General features: G+C 72.9%; 16 protein-coding genes. 8 read left to right on the forward strand and 8 right to left on the reverse strand.

The genetic code is table 11. The annotated features are described in order from the left end of the window. Window position 1: 1 nt before the first annotated feature. The 7 genes from ACYX4T_RS13070 to ACYX4T_RS13100 all read right to left on the reverse strand — a co-directional run bounded on the left by ACYX4T_RS13070 (window position 2) and on the right by ACYX4T_RS13100 (window position 7,297). Window positions 2–1,120, reverse strand: a complete 1,119-nt coding sequence (locus tag ACYX4T_RS13070) for an NDMA-dependent alcohol dehydrogenase (RefSeq protein WP_476014921.1) — start codon at window positions 1,118–1,120, stop codon at window positions 2–4. A gap of 19 nt (window positions 1,121–1,139) precedes the next feature. Continuing rightward, the gene (locus tag ACYX4T_RS13075) at window positions 1,140–1,976 is read right to left on the reverse strand and encodes a mycofactocin-coupled SDR family oxidoreductase (RefSeq protein WP_476014922.1); all 837 of its coding nucleotides are present in this window, start codon (window positions 1,974–1,976) and stop codon (window positions 1,140–1,142) included. A gap of 14 nt (window positions 1,977–1,990) precedes the next feature. Beyond that, window positions 1,991–3,562 carry an AMP-binding protein gene (locus tag ACYX4T_RS13080; RefSeq protein ID WP_476014923.1) on the reverse strand — a complete coding sequence of 524 codons (1,572 nt, stop codon included), beginning with the start codon at window positions 3,560–3,562 and terminating at the stop codon, window positions 1,991–1,993. Next, window positions 3,562–3,972, reverse strand: coding sequence for a nuclear transport factor 2 family protein (locus tag ACYX4T_RS13085; RefSeq protein WP_476014924.1), 411 nt, complete (start codon window positions 3,970–3,972; stop codon window positions 3,562–3,564). Before ACYX4T_RS13085 ends, ACYX4T_RS13080 begins: the two co-directional genes overlap by 1 nt. A 9-nt stretch (window positions 3,973–3,981) precedes the next feature. Continuing rightward, window positions 3,982–5,205, reverse strand: a complete 1,224-nt coding sequence (locus tag ACYX4T_RS13090) for a cytochrome P450 (RefSeq protein WP_476014925.1) — start codon at window positions 5,203–5,205, stop codon at window positions 3,982–3,984. Between the two features lie 179 nt (window positions 5,206–5,384). Beyond that, window positions 5,385–6,275 carry a type IV toxin-antitoxin system AbiEi family antitoxin gene (locus tag ACYX4T_RS13095; RefSeq protein ID WP_476014926.1) on the reverse strand — a complete coding sequence of 297 codons (891 nt, stop codon included), beginning with the start codon at window positions 6,273–6,275 and terminating at the stop codon, window positions 5,385–5,387. A 143-nt stretch (window positions 6,276–6,418) separates the two neighbouring features. Then, window positions 6,419–7,297, reverse strand: a complete 879-nt coding sequence (locus tag ACYX4T_RS13100; RefSeq protein ID WP_476014927.1) for an LLM class flavin-dependent oxidoreductase — start codon at window positions 7,295–7,297, stop codon at window positions 6,419–6,421. 94 nt (window positions 7,298–7,391) lie between these two features. Between ACYX4T_RS13100 and ACYX4T_RS13105 the strand changes: the two genes are divergently transcribed. Genes ACYX4T_RS13105 through ACYX4T_RS13125 form a run of 5 tightly spaced genes read left to right on the forward strand, consistent with a single transcriptional unit; the run spans window position 7,392 to window position 11,830 of the window. After that, complete coding sequence (locus ACYX4T_RS13105) at window positions 7,392–8,783, forward strand: phytoene desaturase family protein (RefSeq protein WP_476014928.1); 1,392 nt, start codon at window positions 7,392–7,394, stop codon at window positions 8,781–8,783. Continuing rightward, entirely contained in the window at window positions 8,783–9,895 is a 1,113-nt protein-coding gene (locus tag ACYX4T_RS13110) for an LLM class flavin-dependent oxidoreductase (RefSeq protein ID WP_476014929.1), read from the forward strand. The genes ACYX4T_RS13105 and ACYX4T_RS13110 overlap by 1 nt, the downstream gene beginning before the upstream one ends. Further along, on the forward strand, window positions 9,892–10,272 hold the full coding sequence (locus tag ACYX4T_RS13115) for a nuclear transport factor 2 family protein (protein ID WP_476014930.1): 381 nt from the start codon (window positions 9,892–9,894) through the stop codon (window positions 10,270–10,272). The genes ACYX4T_RS13110 and ACYX4T_RS13115 overlap by 4 nt, the downstream gene beginning before the upstream one ends. Beyond that, window positions 10,269–11,279 carry an LLM class flavin-dependent oxidoreductase gene (locus ACYX4T_RS13120; protein WP_476014931.1) on the forward strand — a complete coding sequence of 337 codons (1,011 nt, stop codon included), beginning with the start codon at window positions 10,269–10,271 and terminating at the stop codon, window positions 11,277–11,279. The genes ACYX4T_RS13115 and ACYX4T_RS13120 overlap by 4 nt, the downstream gene beginning before the upstream one ends. Then, window positions 11,276–11,830 (forward strand): VOC family protein, encoded by a 555-nt coding sequence (locus ACYX4T_RS13125; protein WP_476014932.1) that lies wholly within the window; start codon window positions 11,276–11,278, stop codon window positions 11,828–11,830. The genes ACYX4T_RS13120 and ACYX4T_RS13125 overlap by 4 nt, the downstream gene beginning before the upstream one ends. A gap of 1 nt (window position 11,831) precedes the next feature. Here ACYX4T_RS13125 and ACYX4T_RS13130 read toward each other — a convergent pair whose 3' ends face one another. Next, complete coding sequence (locus tag ACYX4T_RS13130) at window positions 11,832–12,029, reverse strand: hypothetical protein (protein WP_476014933.1); 198 nt, start codon at window positions 12,027–12,029, stop codon at window positions 11,832–11,834. 220 nt (window positions 12,030–12,249) lie between these two features. Here ACYX4T_RS13130 and ACYX4T_RS13135 point away from each other — a divergent pair, with 220 nt between their 5' ends. From ACYX4T_RS13135 to ACYX4T_RS13145, 3 genes are all read left to right on the forward strand, one after another. After that, window positions 12,250–13,557 (forward strand): hemolysin family protein, encoded by a 1,308-nt coding sequence (locus tag ACYX4T_RS13135; RefSeq protein WP_476014934.1) that lies wholly within the window; start codon window positions 12,250–12,252, stop codon window positions 13,555–13,557. Between the two features lie 84 nt (window positions 13,558–13,641). Next, window positions 13,642–14,016, forward strand: coding sequence for a GNAT family N-acetyltransferase (locus tag ACYX4T_RS13140; protein WP_476014935.1), 375 nt, complete (start codon window positions 13,642–13,644; stop codon window positions 14,014–14,016). Then, window positions 14,013–14,360 (forward strand): UBP-type zinc finger domain-containing protein, encoded by a 348-nt coding sequence (locus ACYX4T_RS13145; protein ID WP_476014936.1) that lies wholly within the window; start codon window positions 14,013–14,015, stop codon window positions 14,358–14,360. The genes ACYX4T_RS13140 and ACYX4T_RS13145 overlap by 4 nt, the downstream gene beginning before the upstream one ends.

A 14,360-nucleotide genomic window follows, 5' to 3' on the forward strand; every position in this document is an offset into this window, starting at 1 on the left:
TTCAGTCGTAGATGATCACGCCACGCACGTTCTTGCCGTCGTGCATGTCGCGGAACGCCTGGTTGATGTCGTCGAGCGAGTAGGTGCGCGTGATCAGCTCGTCGAGCTTGAGCTCGCCCCGCAGGTAGAGGTCGGCGAGCAGCGGCACGTCGGTGCGGCTGGTGGTCGTCCCGTAGAGGGAGCCCTGCAGCCGCTTGCCGGACATGGCGAACGTGAACAGGTCGAACGGCACGTCGCGCTGCAGCACGGGCGCGGCGCCGGTGAGCACCATCGTCCCGCCGCGCCGCGTCATCTCCTGGGCCGGGTTCATGAGGTCGCCGGTGACGACGCCGACGGTGATGATCACCCGGTCGGCGCCCTGTCCGTTCGTCAGGCTCTCGACGATCTGGCCGGCCTCCTCGTAGTCCTTGGCGACGTGCGTCGCCCCGAACTCGACGGCCTTCTCACGCTTGAACGGCGCCGGATCGACGGCGACGACGTTGCGGGCGCCCTTGTGCCGCGCACCCTGCACCGCGTTCATCCCGACGCCGCCGGTGCCGACGACCACGACGGTGTCGCCGAGCTCGATCTCCGCGGCGTACACCGAGGAGCCCCAGCCGGTCGGGACGCCGCAGCCGATGAGCGCTGCCCTGTCGAGCGGCATGTCCTCGGGGATCGGGACGACGGCATCGAGCGGGGCGACGACGTAGGGCGCGAACGTCCCGAGGTAGCTCATGCACCCGACGCCCTGCCCGCGCGCGTGCACGCGGTGGGTGCCGTCGGGCGCGACGCCGGCGAGCACGCCCGCGCCGAGCTCGCACATGTTGGACTTGCCCTTGACGCACATGCGGCACCGCCCGCACGAGGGCAGGAACGACAGGACGACGTGGTCGCCCGGCGTCACCGCCGTCACGCCGGGCCCGACCTCCTCGACCACGCCGGCGCCCTCGTGCCCGCCGAGGACCGGCGCCCAGGGCAGCGGGATGTCGCCGGTGTCGAGGTGGTCGTCGGAGTGGCAGACGCCCGACGCGGCCAGCTTGATGAGTGCTTCGTGCGCCTTCGGCGGGTCGAGCTCGATCTCCTCGACGCTCCACCCCGAGCGCGTGCCGGGCTCCCAGAGCAGGGCTCCGCGGGTCTTCATGGTCGCCTCCAGGGGGTCGTCACTTGATCGCGGCACCGGCGTCGACGGGCAGCGTCGCGCCGGTGATGTAGCGGGCCTCGTCGGAGAGCAGGAACAGCACGGCGTTCGCGACGTCCACCGACTCGATCCACGGGATCTCGAGCGCGTTGAGCGAGGTGAACCCCGGGATCGCCTTCTCCTGCGTGGGCTCCGGGTCGCCGGGCGCGAACATGCCCCAGGTCCCCGGGTTCTGGATCATGTGCGTGTCGACGTTCGTCGGGTGCACCGTGTTGACGCGGACGCGGTACGGGGCGAGCTCGTTGGCGAGGTTGCGCATCAGCCCGACGACGCCGTGCTTGGCCGACACGTAGTGCCCGACCTGCGCGATCCCCTTGAAGCCGCCGATCGAGCTGGTGAACACCATCGCGCCGCCCCCGCCCTCGATGAGCTGCGGGATCGCCGCCTTCGCGGTGTGCCAGACGCCGGTGAGGTTGACGTCGATCATGTCCTGCCACGTGGTCTCGTCGAGCTCCCACGCGCGCCCGTAGCTCGCGATGCCGGCGTTGGCGACGACGCCGTCGAGGCGCCCCAGCTCGGCGACGCCGTCGGCCACCGCGGCGTCGAGCGCGGCCTGGTCGCGGACGTCGGCGACGCGGGCGACGATCCGCCGGTCGAGCTTCTCGACCTGGGCGACGGTCTCGTCGAGGTCCTCGCGCGTCGCCGGCGGGTACTTGCCGACCACGGTGTCGATCCCGTCGCACAGGTCGACGGCGACGACGTCGGCGCCCTCCTGCGCGAGCCGGACCGCGTGCGCGCGACCCTGCCCGCGCGCGGCCCCGGTGACGAGGACGACCTTGCCCTCCATGCGTCCGGTCACGGTGTGCTCCTGATCTACACGGAGCGCCCCTGCTCGCCCCAGTACGGGGCCCGCAGGTCACGCTTGAGGATCTTGCCGGTGGGTGCCTTGGGCAACGCGTCGACGAACTCCACCGAGCGGGGCTTCTGGTACGACGCGAGGTGCGCCCGGGCGGTGTCGACGATGTCCGCCTCGGTCGCGGTCGTGTCCGGCTTGAGCACGACGAACGCCTTGACGCTCTCGCCCCACTCGTCGTCGGGCACGCCGATCACCGCGCACTCCAGCACCGACGGGTGGTGGTTGACGGCCTCCTCGACCTGGACCGAGTAGATGTTCTCGCCGCCGGAGATGATCATGTCCTTGGCGCGGTCGACGATGAACACGTAGCGGTCGGCGGCCCAGGTGGCGAGGTCGCCGGTCCACATCCAGCCGTCGCGCAGGGTGTCGGCGGTGAGGTCGGGCCGGTTCCAGTAGCCGGCCATGTTGGCCTCGGAGCGCACGACGATCTGGCCGACCGTGCTGCCGTCGGTCGGCACCGGCCGCCCGTCGACGTCGACGACCCGCACCGACGTCACGAACCCCTCGCGCCCGCACGACTGCAGCCGCTCGGGGTGCACCCCGTTCACCGCGGCGTGGTGGTCCTCCTGCGAGAGGAAGCACATCGTCGTGCCCTCGGTCTGCCCGTAGCCCTGGATGAGCGTGCACGGGAAGGCCTGCAGCGCGTTCTTGACCACCGCCGAGGGCATCGGCCCGCCGCCGTACTGGATGTTGCGCAGGCTGGCGATGTCGTAGGAGTCGAAGCCGGGCACGGCCATCATCCAGTTGAGCATCGTGGTGATGCCGAGGAACGCCGAGACGCGCTCCGCCTCGATGATCTCCAGGGACCGCGTGGCCTCGAAGTTCATGAGCACCAGCGGGCAGCCGTGGCGCAGGTAGTTCATCGAGAGCACGACCGGGATGTGGTACATCTGCCCGGTCAGCATGTAGACGTCGGTCGGCACGATGCGCTCGGCGACGGTCTGGTTGAGCATCCCGAACGACGCGCTGCGGTGGGTGTGCAGCGCGCCCTTCGACGCCCCGGTCGTGCCGCCGGTGTAGAGGATGAAGAACGGGTCGTCGTCGCCGACCGTGCTCGCGTCGGCCGGCTCGGCGTCCGACGACGCGGCGAGCAGGTCCTCGTAGCTGCCGTCGCCGCCCTCGCCGTAGGACAGCCAGTGCTCGACGTCGACCAGCGTCGCCAGCTCGCGCCCGAGCTCGGCCCACTCGCCGGCGACGACGAGCGCGCGCGGGGCGCCGTCGGCGACGATGCGGGCGAGCTCGGCGACCCCCAGGCGCCAGTTCAGCGGCTGCACGACGAGCCCGGCCCGCCCGGCGGCGAAGTAGATCTCCTGGAACTCGGTGGAGTTCTTGGCGAGCACCGCGACGCGGTCGCCGCGCTGCAGCGCCAGCCCGTCGGGGCGCGCGCCGCGCAGGCCGTTGGCGAGGCGGCGCACGCGCTCGTCGAGCTCGGCCCAGCTCGTGCGACGGCCGGTGGTGGTGTCGACGACGGCGTCCCCGCGCGGGGTCAGCGCCGCCCACTTCTCGGGGATGCGACCGACGTTGACCATCAGTAGGGCAGGTCGAGGTAGACGTAGCGGTCGGCGATGAGCCAGGTGCCGTCGCGGTGGACGAGCTGGTCGCGGTACCAGCCGCTGGAGAGCACCCGGATGGTGCCGTCCTCGATCGAGAGCAGCGTCAGGTTCGTGACGGCGACGGCCTCGTCGTCGCTCTCCTTCTCGAACCACAGGTTCGACAGGTTGTGCCGGCGCTGGTCGGTCTGGGCGGCCATCGAGTCGGCGTGCAGCTTGCGGATGTCCGCGCGCCCCTCGAACGGGCCGATCAGGTCGCCGTCGCGCCCGATCCGCAGGCTCATCCGGGCGTTCTCGGTGAAGCAGGAGGCGATGAGGTCGGGGTCGGCCTCGTCGTAGCCCCAGGAGGCCTTGCCGAGGAGGTTCTCGATGTGGGGGCGGACGGGCACGGTGTCCTCCTAGCGGGGGGTGAACTCGAGGAGCAGGCGGCCGGGGGCCCGGGTGAACACCCCGGTCTCGGGCGGCGGCTCGCCGCCGGCGAAGCGGATGTCGCTCATCGCGTCGAGGAGGTCGTTCATGCCGACCTCGATCTCGAAGAGCGACAGCAGCGCCCCGACGCAGAAGTGGCGGCCGAGGCAGAAGGCCAGGTGGTCGGCAGCGGCGGAGAAGGCCCGCGAGTGGTCGAGGTCGGGACGCAGGACGTCGAAGACCTCGGGGCGGTCGAAGCGGCGCTCGTCGCGGTTGGCGGCACCGATGAGGCAGGTGACCGTGCGCCCGGCCTCGACGACCCCGCCCGAGAGCTCCACGTCCTCGGCGGGCTGGCGCATGATCATGTGCACGGGGGGCGACCAGCGCAGCGTCTCCGCGAAGGCGGCGGGGATCAGGCTCCGGTCGTTCCGGACCGCCTCGAGCTGCTCGGGGTGCGCGACGAGGTCGGCCACCAGGCTCGTGATCGCCTTGTCCGTGGTCTCCCCGCCGGCGGTGAGGAGCAGGCTGCAGAAGGCCTTGATCTCCTCGTCGGTCATCGACTCGTCGTCGATCTCGGCCGCGCACAGCGTGGAGAGCAGGTCGTCCCCGGGGTGCTCGCGGCGCTCCCGGATCCGCGGGATCATGTACTGCTCGAACTCGTCCTTGGTGCGCAGGCCGTCGGCCGTGACGGCCTCGTCGCCCGCGAGGTTCCCGAGGAACCCCATGATCGACGTGTACCAGGCGTGGAACCGGTCGTGGTCGGTGCGCGGCAGGCCGAGCATGTCGACGATGACGTTGATCGGGAACCGCGTCGCGTAGGCGTCGACGAGGTCGACCCGACCGTCGTCCCGGAACGCGTCCACCAGCTCGCGCGAGTTGCGACGGATCGTCGGACCGAACTGCTCCTGGAGGGCCTTGCCCCGGAACGCGGGCGCCACCAGCGCGCGGTGGGTGGAGTGCTCGCGGCCCTCCATCTGCAGGATCGTGCGCCCGTGCACCGGCTCGAGCTGCCAGGCGTAGTTCTCGCTCGTGAACACCGGGTCCTTGAACGCCCGCTGCACGTCGGAGTAGCGGCTGATGACGTAGGTCTGCATGGCGTCGTGCCACACGAGCGGGAACTCGTCGCGGAGCAGGCGGTAGGCCGCGTACGGGTCGCGGGCGAACTCCGGTGAGAGGATGTCGGGCGGGTCGAGCCGTTCGAGTCGAGCCGTCATGGGTCCCCCGACCTGGGCAGACGTCGCTGTCGCAGTACCTAACGATCGTTTGGTACTCGTCGACGGAGACTAGCATCACACCCGCCGCGGTCAAGGGCGCTCGGGCTCACCCCCGCCGGTGATCACCAGGCCGAAAGGCACCGCCCGGACCCCCTCGCGCGTGCCTTTCCGCCTGGTGATCACGGGGAGAGGCCGAGCTCGCGGGCCCGCTGCGCGAGCGCCACCCGCAGCCGGCGGAGAAGGCCCTGCGGGTCGACGAACAGGTCGTGGGCGGTGACCGGGAGGACGAGCCAGCCGGCAGCGGCGAGCTCGGTCGTCCGCACGGCGTCGCGTCGCCACTGCGCCCTGTCCGTGCGGTGGTGGTCGCCCTGGTACTCGAGCGCGGTCCGCAGCCGACGCCAGCCGAGGTCGACGCGCCCGACGTCCCGGCCCCGGTCGTCGGCCACGACGAGCTGCGGGGTCGGCTCGACGATGCCCGGCGCCCCTCGCAGGAGCAGGCGCAGGCGCGTCTCCGGCGGCGACTCCGCGCGGGCGTCGGCGTCCGCCACCACGGCCACCAACCGCCGCCGGCCTCGCGGGTTGTCGCGCAGCACCGGGTGGTCGAGCAGCTCGTCGGGGTGGAACCGGAACGCGTGCGCCAGCGCGTCGACCGCGATGACGCCGTCGATGTGCTCGGCGCGCGACGCGAGGTCCAGCGCGGTCCGCATCGGCGACGTCACCCGGACCCCGTCGACGTCCCACACCTCGTCGGCGGCGAGCACGTCCTGCCGCAGGACCCGCCCCGGACGGACGCGCCGGACGTGCCGCGGGCCGACGACGAGCTCGACCGGCGCGCCGCTCCGGGGCGCGGCGTCCACCCCGTGCAGGAGCACCGCCGACCAGCCGGCGACGACCGCGCCGGGCACCTCGAGCGCCGCACCCACGGCCCGCACCCGGTCGTCGACGAGCACACCGGCGGCCACGTACGTGTCGCGTCCGAGCGCGAGATAGCCCGGTCCCTGCAGGCGTCGCCGCGTCGTCAGGCCCGCCGCGATCGCCCGGGAACCGCGGAAGGGTTGCTCGAGGTCCACACGGGGTTGGAGTGACGCCGGGGCTCCACGGTTCCATCTCCTGTGATCACCAGGCCGAAAAGCACCTGCGCACGGGCCCGCGGCGTGCTTTTCCGCCTGCTGATCACCAGCTCGGGGCGCCGCACGGCCCCGCGCGCCCCGGATCAGCCTCGCAGCGGCGCCATGACCTGCTCGGCGAAGCGCAGCACGGGCTCGGTCGAGGGCGGGTTGCCGAAGTCCATGACGAAGTGCTCCACGCCCACCTCGGCCTTGGCCGCGAGCTCGGCCACCAGCCGCTCCGACTCCGCGTCGCTCTCGGGCAGGGCGCGCTCCAGCGTCACCGAGACCTCGATCGCGTCGGGGTCCCGGCCGGCGTCCTCGGCCGCGCGGCGCACGATGTCGCGGCGCCGCACGAAGTCCTCCGTCTCGCCCTTGAACGGGCCGTTCCACCGGTCCGCGAGCCGCCCGACCAGCGGCAGCCCGACCTTCTCGCCCGCCGCGCCGATGCAGACCGGCGGCGGCGGGTCGGGCAGCGGCGGGGCGGCGGCGCCGTCGATGCGGAAGTACCGGCCCTCGAACGACGGGTCGGGCTCGGTCCACATCAGCCGGCAGATCGTGACGGCCTCCTCGAGCTGGGCGAAGCGCACGGACGGGCGCGGGAAGTCGTAGCCGTAGGCCGCGTACTCGTCATCACGCCAGCCGGCGCCGATGCCGAGCACGAAGCGCCCGCCGGACAGGTACTGCAGCGTCGCGGCCATCTTCGCCAGCAGCGGAGGGTGCCGGTAGCCGACGCCGAGCACGTGGTGGCAGAGCTCGACGCCCTCGTGGCGCGCCGCGAGCCACGTCAGCGTCGTCCACGCCTCGAGGAACGGGTCGGTCTTCCGGTCGAAGCCGTAGAAGTGGTCGGCGATCCACAGCGAGTCGAAGTGCGGCAGCGCCGTCGGGAGGATCGCGGTGTCCTGGCCGGCCGCGATGGGGCGGTGGTCGCTCCACCGGTTGCCGATCACCGGGGAGAGCCAGCCGAACTTGGGGGTGGTCGCCACGAGGGCATCATGCCGTGCCGCTTGACCCGCCGGTCGCCACCTTGCCACGCTGTCGAACGGTCGTTTGGTAGACCTTTCGGGGCGAGGAGGCCGCGTGCCGAAGTACGACGTGGTGGTCATCGGTGCCGGCGCGGCGGGGCTGACCGCGGCGTCGCTGCTCGCCGTCGAGGGCAAGAGCGTCTGCCTGCTGGAACGCTCCCCCCACCTCGGCGGGCGGGGCATGGCCGTCCCCGACGAGGGGTTCACCGTCAACGTCGGCGGCCACCTCGTCGAGGATCCGGGCTCCGGGCTGACCAAGGTCTTCGAGCACGTCGGCAAGACGCTGCACCACGGCGAGGTCTCCGCCGAGATGCCCGTCTGGGACCACGAGAAGAACCGCTGGGGCTCGATCCGCGACCGCTACTCGGGCAGCAAGGGCGAGCTGAAGAAGGTCATCAAGGCGCTGCTGGACACCGAGTGGGACGAGCTCGACCGCTGGGACGACAAGCCGTTGCGCCAGTGGCTGCACCAGTACACCGACGACCAGGGCGTGATCGACCTCTTCGAGTTCATCACCGTGCTGGAGTGCATGACCGACAACTGGTGGGACCACTCCGCCAGCGACAACCTCTTCCCCCGCAAGATGCACTTCGCCGAGCGGAACACCGCCGCCTACTCGTGCTGGCCCGGCCAGGGCTGGGACGGCATGTGGGCCGACCTCGCCGACGCGTTCACCGCGGCCGGCGGCGACCTCCGGCTCGGCACCCCGGTCGAGCGCGTCGTCATCGAGGACGGCGTGACGAAGGGTGTCGCGATCGCCCGGCAGCCCCGCGTGCTGCCCAACGAGTTCTTCGAGGAGGAGAGCCTCGAGGCCGACCACGTCGTCTGCACCCTGCCGGTCTGGCACGTGCTCAACGTGGTCGACGAGAGCGACCTGCCCGACTGGTACGCCGAGCAGATCAAGTTCCTCGCCCAGGACAAGTTCCGCATCGCCTGGCTCGGGCTCTACCTGGCGACCGAGGAGCCGGTGCACCAGTACGACCCGCGCGAGCTCTCGACATGGCTCAGGACCCCGAACACGGAGCTCGGCGGCTTCATGTTCAACCAGACCGCGATGGACCCGACGTGCTCGCCCGAGGGCACCCAGCTGCACGTGATGGGCGGGGTGTTCCCCGGCGAGAAGGGCCGGGACCGGGCCTGGTTGCGCCGCGAGATGGAGCGCTTCGAGGCCGACGTCGTAACGATGTGGCCCGGGTTCGGGAAGACGGTCTGGCGCCGCCGCCACCTCGTCTTCGAACCGAGCTTCGGGGTCATCCAGAAGCCCGGGCTGGTCGGGCGGTACCGGCCGCACTGGCGCCCGCCGCGCCCCGAGGGGCTGTGGTTCGCCGGGGAGACGTTCCGCAGCCGCGGGGTGGGTACCGACCGGGCGGCGCGCGCCGCGCTCACCGTCGTCGAGGAGTACCTCGGCCGGCGCCTCGCGACGTTCGGCGACGGGTGGCGCTACTGATGCCGGGCCTCGAGCTCGGCGTCCCCGGCCAGATCATGCCGCCGGCCGCGGCGGCGGTGAAGTTCGCGCAGCGCAGCGAGGCCGAGGGCTTCGACGCCGTGTGGTGGCCCGACCACCTCATGGGCTGGCACCCCGACTCGATGTGGACGCCGGACCTCACCCCGCTCGCCGACCACCAGCCCAACCCGCACGTCTACTTCGACCCCGCGGTGATGATGGGCGTGGTCGGCGCCGCGACCGAGCGCATCCGCGTCGGCGTCTGCGTCACCGACCTCATCCGCCGCCACCCCGCCATGGCCGCCCAGACCGCGCTGACCCTCGACCACGTCACGCAGGGCCGCGCGATCATCGGGCTGGGCAGCGGCGAGCAACTCAACGCCACCCCGTACGGCATGCCGTTCGACCGGCCCGTCGCCCGGCTCGACGAGGGCATCGACGTCATGCGGCTGCTCATGGACGCCGACGGCCCCGTCGACTTCGAGGGCCGCTTCCACCGCCTCGACAAGGCCGTCCTCGGACTGCGGCCGTTCGGCGCGACGCCGCCCGAGATCTGGACCGCCGCCCACGGGCCGCGGATGCTGCGCCTGACCGGGCGCAAGGCCGACGGCTGGCTGCCCACGAAGCTCGGGCCGCCCGAGTACGGAGCCGCGCTGCAGACGATCCGGCGGTCGGCCGAGGACGAGCAGCGAGATCCCGACGCCATCACCCCCGGCATGCTCGGCTACGTCCTCGTGGGCCCCGACGCGGAGACGGTGCAGCGGCTCACCGAGGCCCCGCTGGTGCGCGCGCTGTGCGTGCTGCTGCCGGCGCAGGTGTTCCGCGACCTCGGGGTGGAGGGCCCGTACCCGGACGGGAGCGGCTTCCACGACTTCATCCCGACCGCCATCGACCGCGCCGAGTCGCTGCGCATCATCGACGCGATCCCGCCGGCCGTGGTGCGGCACTACGCGTTCTGCGGCACGCCCGACGAGGTCGCCGAGCAGGTCGAGGAGTACGTCGCCCACGGGCTGCGCCACCTCGTCATGTGGAACATCACCGCGTTCGGCGACCCGTCGCTGGCCCGCTGGTCGTTCGGCGCGATGTCCGAGCTGCGGAAGCGGCTGACGGAGTGAGCGCGACCCCGCCGGCCGTGGAGCGGTACTTCGCCGCGGTCAACGCCGAGGACTGGGACGCGATCCGCGCGGTGTTCGCCGAGGGCGCCGAGCTGCGCACCGTCGGGGCCCCGACGCGGCGGGGACGCGACGAGATCGCCGCGCACTTCCCGCAGGTCCTGGCCGCGCTGCCGGTGCACCACGACGAGGTCACGCGCGTCGTCGTCGCCGACCGGACGGTGCTCGTCGAGATCCACTTCACCGGGCGCACCGCGACGGACGCCCCCGTCGAGTTCGACGCCGTCGACGTCTTCGACCTCGGCGAGGACGGCACGACGATCGAGGCCCTCTCCACCTGGTACGACACGGCCGGCGTCGCCCGCCAGGTCCGCGCATGACCGTCCTGCGCGGCCTCGGCGTCACCCTGCCCGTCGACGAGGGCCTGTCGGCCGGGCAGTACCTCGAGCTCGCGCAGCTCGCCGAGCGCTGCGGCTACTCCGACGTGCTGGTCGGCGAGGTCGCGGGCCCCGAGGTGTTCGCGATGCTCGGGATGATCGCGGCGTCCACCGACCGCATCCGGCTCGGCAGCGGCATCGTCGGCGTCTACCCGCGCACCGCCGTGCTGACGGCGATGGGGTTCGCGACCCTCGCCTCGCTCGCCCCCGGGCGGGTGCTGGCGGGCCTCGGCGCGTCGAGCCCGATCATCGTCGAGCAGTGGCACGGGCTCGGGTTCGACGCCCCGCGCGCCCGGATCGCGGAGTACGTCGCCGCGCTGCGCAGCGTCCTCCGCGGCGAGCGCACCGACCTCGACGGCGCCCACGTCCGCTCGCACGGCTTCCGGGCGGCGATGGCCCCGGTCGACGTCCCGATCGTGCTCGCCGCGATGAACCCGCGGATGCTGCGCCTCGCCGGCGCGCTCGCCGACGTCGCGTTCCTGACCTGGACACCGCCCGACGAGTACGGCCCGAAGATCGCGCTGGTCCGCGAGGGTGCGCGCGAGGCCGGGCGGGACCCCGACGAGGTCGGGATCGCCGCGTCGTTCTGGGCCTACGCCGGCGACCGCGGCGACGAGGCCCGCGAGCGCCTGCGCCGCTTCGTGCTGCAGTACGCCATGGTGCCGACGCACCGGCCCTCGTTCCGCGGCAGCCTCGCCGGTCTCGACGACGCCGCGGACGCGTGGGCCGCCGGCGACCGCCGGGCCGCCCTGCGCGCGGTCGACGACGCCGCCGTCGAGGCGATGTGCGCGCTCGGCACCGGTGAGGACGTCGCGCGGCGGGTCGCCGAGCTCCGCGCGGCCGGCGTCGACCTGCCCGTCGCGCTCACCCCGGGCGCCGCGCCGGGCGACCCGGAGGGACCCGTGCAGACCATCGAACGCCTGGCCGCGGCCGTCGGGGTGCGGTCGTGAACGCCCACGACGGCACCGACCCCGCCGTCGCCGCCGTCCCCGCGGACGCCGGCCTCCTGTCGACCGACCACGTCGCCGTGGCCGTGCGCGACCCGCGCGAGGGCGTCGCGCTGTTCGTCGACGCGCTCGGCGGGGAGTTCCTGTTCGGCGGGGACAACGACGAGCAGGGCATCCGCATCGTGCAGGTCGTGCTGCCCGGCGGGATGAAGATCGAGCTGATCTCGCCGCTGCGCGACGACGCGCCTGTCGCCCGGTTCCTGGACAGGCGGGGGCCGGGCGTCCACCACATCACGTTGATCTTCGCCGACGTCGAGGTCGCCGTGGCCCGGCTGACCGCGTGCGGCTACGAGGTCGTCGACGTCGACCTGTCGGCGCCCCACTGGCGCGAGGCGTTCGTCCGCCCGCGCTCGGGGCTCGGCACGTTGCTGCAGCTCGCGGACACGACGCTGCGCTGGGACACGCCCGCGGCGTCGGGCGTGACGCTGGAGGACGTGCTCGCCGGCCGCGTGGTGTTCACCGCCGACGAGCGCGCCGTCCTCCGCGAGGGGTGACCTACTCCCAGGTCTGGTGCCGCTTGTACTGCGCGACCACCTCGGGCGGCAGCGGCCCGTTCGCCGGCACCGCCAGGCCCTTCTGCCGGGCCCACAGCCGGGCCGCCTCGATGAACCCGTGGATGTTGCCCTTGCGCACGGGCTCGTCGGCGTCGTGCCGCTCGAGCGGGGCGGTCGGTTCGCGCTTCTCGTCGGACATCCGAGCACCTCCGATGACCTCGTCGTCACCGTCGTCGTCAGTCGCCGCGACCCGGCGGTCGCCGGACCGCTGTGACCCAGGTTACCCACCACAGCGCACCTCGACGACGACTCCCGGCGACAACGCGCCGCCGGGGGAACGGGTGGTCGCGGGCACCGGCCGCACGCCCTGACCGGGGCGCCCGCCCGGTCCGCCACCTCCCGGCTGTCAGGATCCAGGTGTGGACGTCGCGCTCGAGATCGGGCTGGTACTGCTGTTCGTCCTGATCGGGGGCTTCTTCGCCGCCGCCGAGATCGCGCTGGTGTCGTTGCGCTCGGGGCAGGTGTCGGCGCTGGCGGAGAGCGGGGCCCGTGGCCGGGCGGTGGCCCGCCTGCGCGGCGACTCCAACCGCTTCCTGTCCGCGGTGCAGATCGGCGTCACCTTCACCGGGTTCTTCGCCTCGTCCTACGGCGGCGCCACGCTCGCCGGGCGCCTCGAGCCCGGCCTGGAGGGCATCGGGCTCCCCGTCGCGCTGGCGGCAACGGTCGCGCTCGTCCTCGTGACCGCGTTCGTGTCGTACCTGTCGCTGGTCGCGGGCGAGCTCGTCCCCAAGCGTCTGGCGCTGCAGAAGCCGGAGGCGGTCTCGCTGACCACGGCCCCGGTGCTCGACCGCCTCGCCTCGCTCACCCGCCCCCTGATCTGGCTGCTCTCGGTGTCGACGAACGCCGTCGTGCGCGTCCTGGGCGTCGATCCCAGGCAGACCGAGGACGAGGTCAGCGAGGACGAGCTGCGCGACATGGTCCGCACCACCAGCACGCTCACCGACGACGAGCGACGCCTGCTCACCGACGCCTTCCAGGCCACCGACCGCGTCATCAGCGAGGTCATGGTGCCGCGCACCGAGGTCGACTTCCTCGACGCCGAGCTCAGCGCCGCGGAGGCCGTCGTGCAGGTGTCCGACCGGCCGCACTCGCGCTACCCCGTGATCGGCGAGTCGGTCGACGACGTGCTGGGCTTCGTCCACGTCCGCGACCTGCTCACCGCGCACGTCACCGCCGCCGGCGCCTCGCCGCAGCTGCGCGACATCGTCCGCACCGTCACGGTCCTGCCCGGCAGCAAGCCGGTGCTCGACACGCTCTCGCTCATGCGGCGCGGCGGCGGGCACCTGGCGGTCGTCATCGACGAGTACGGCGGCACCGACGGGATCGTCACCGTCGAGGACCTCGTCGAGGAGATCGTCGGCGAGATCCGCGACGAGTACGACCCGAAGGCCGTGCCCGCGCGCCCCCTCGCCGACGGCACCTACGAGGCCGACGGCCTGCTCCACCGCAACGACGTCGCCGAGCAGACCGGGATCGAGCTGCCCGACGGCTCCTTCGACACCCTCGGCGGCTTCGTCCTGCAGGAGCTGGGGCGCACGCCCGAGATCGGCGACGTCGTCGAGGCGATCGACCACCGCTTCGCGGTCACCGACGTCGACGGCCTGCGGGTCGCGCGGGTGCGGATCACGCCGCTGGCCCGGGAGGACACCGACCCCCGCGAGCAGTGACCGCGGTGGCGCAGGTCGCCGCCGCCGGTTGCGTCCGGGGAGCAGGATGGACGGTGTCGGGATCGGGCGCGCACGAGGAGAGCGATGGACGACACGAGTGACGTCGACGCCGGGATCGAGGTACGGGAGGAACCGGACCGCCGGGCCTTCGTGCTCCACGTCGACGGCGTCGAGGCCGGACACGTCGACGTCCGGCGACGCGGGGACCGGATCGTCCTCGTCCACACCGAGGTCGACGAGGCCTACGCCGGCCGGGGGCTTGCCGGGCGCCTGGTGCGGGCGGTGTTCGAGGCCGCGCGCTCCGAGGGGGCAGCCCTGGTCCCGCTGTGCCCCTACGCGCAGCGGTGGCTGGGGTCGCACCGGGAGTACCTCGCCGACGTCCCGGCGCAGACGCGGCAGGAGCTCGGCCTTCCGGAGCCGGAGATGGCGGGACCGGAGATGGCGGGAGAGGAACAGTGACGACCCAGCAGGACATCGATCCGCACGCCGAGCCCTCGGGGACGGGGTGCCTGGAGTGCGAGCAGAACGGCGGCTGGTGGTTCCACCTGCGCCGCTGCGCGGCCTGCGGCCACATCGGGTGCTGCGACTCGTCGCCGATGCAGCACGCGACGCGCCACGCCCGCGAGCGGGGCCACCCGATCCTCACGAGCTTCGAGCCCGGCGAGGACTGGTTCTTCGACGACCGCGACGGCTCGGTCGGCCACGGCCCGGTGCTCGCGGGCGCCCAGAACCACCCCGAGGACCAGGGCGTCCCGGGGCCCGCCGGCCGCGTCCCGGAGGACTGGCAGCGCAAGCTGCACTGA

The organism is Actinomycetospora sp. ABD4_176 (assembly GCF_056311855.1).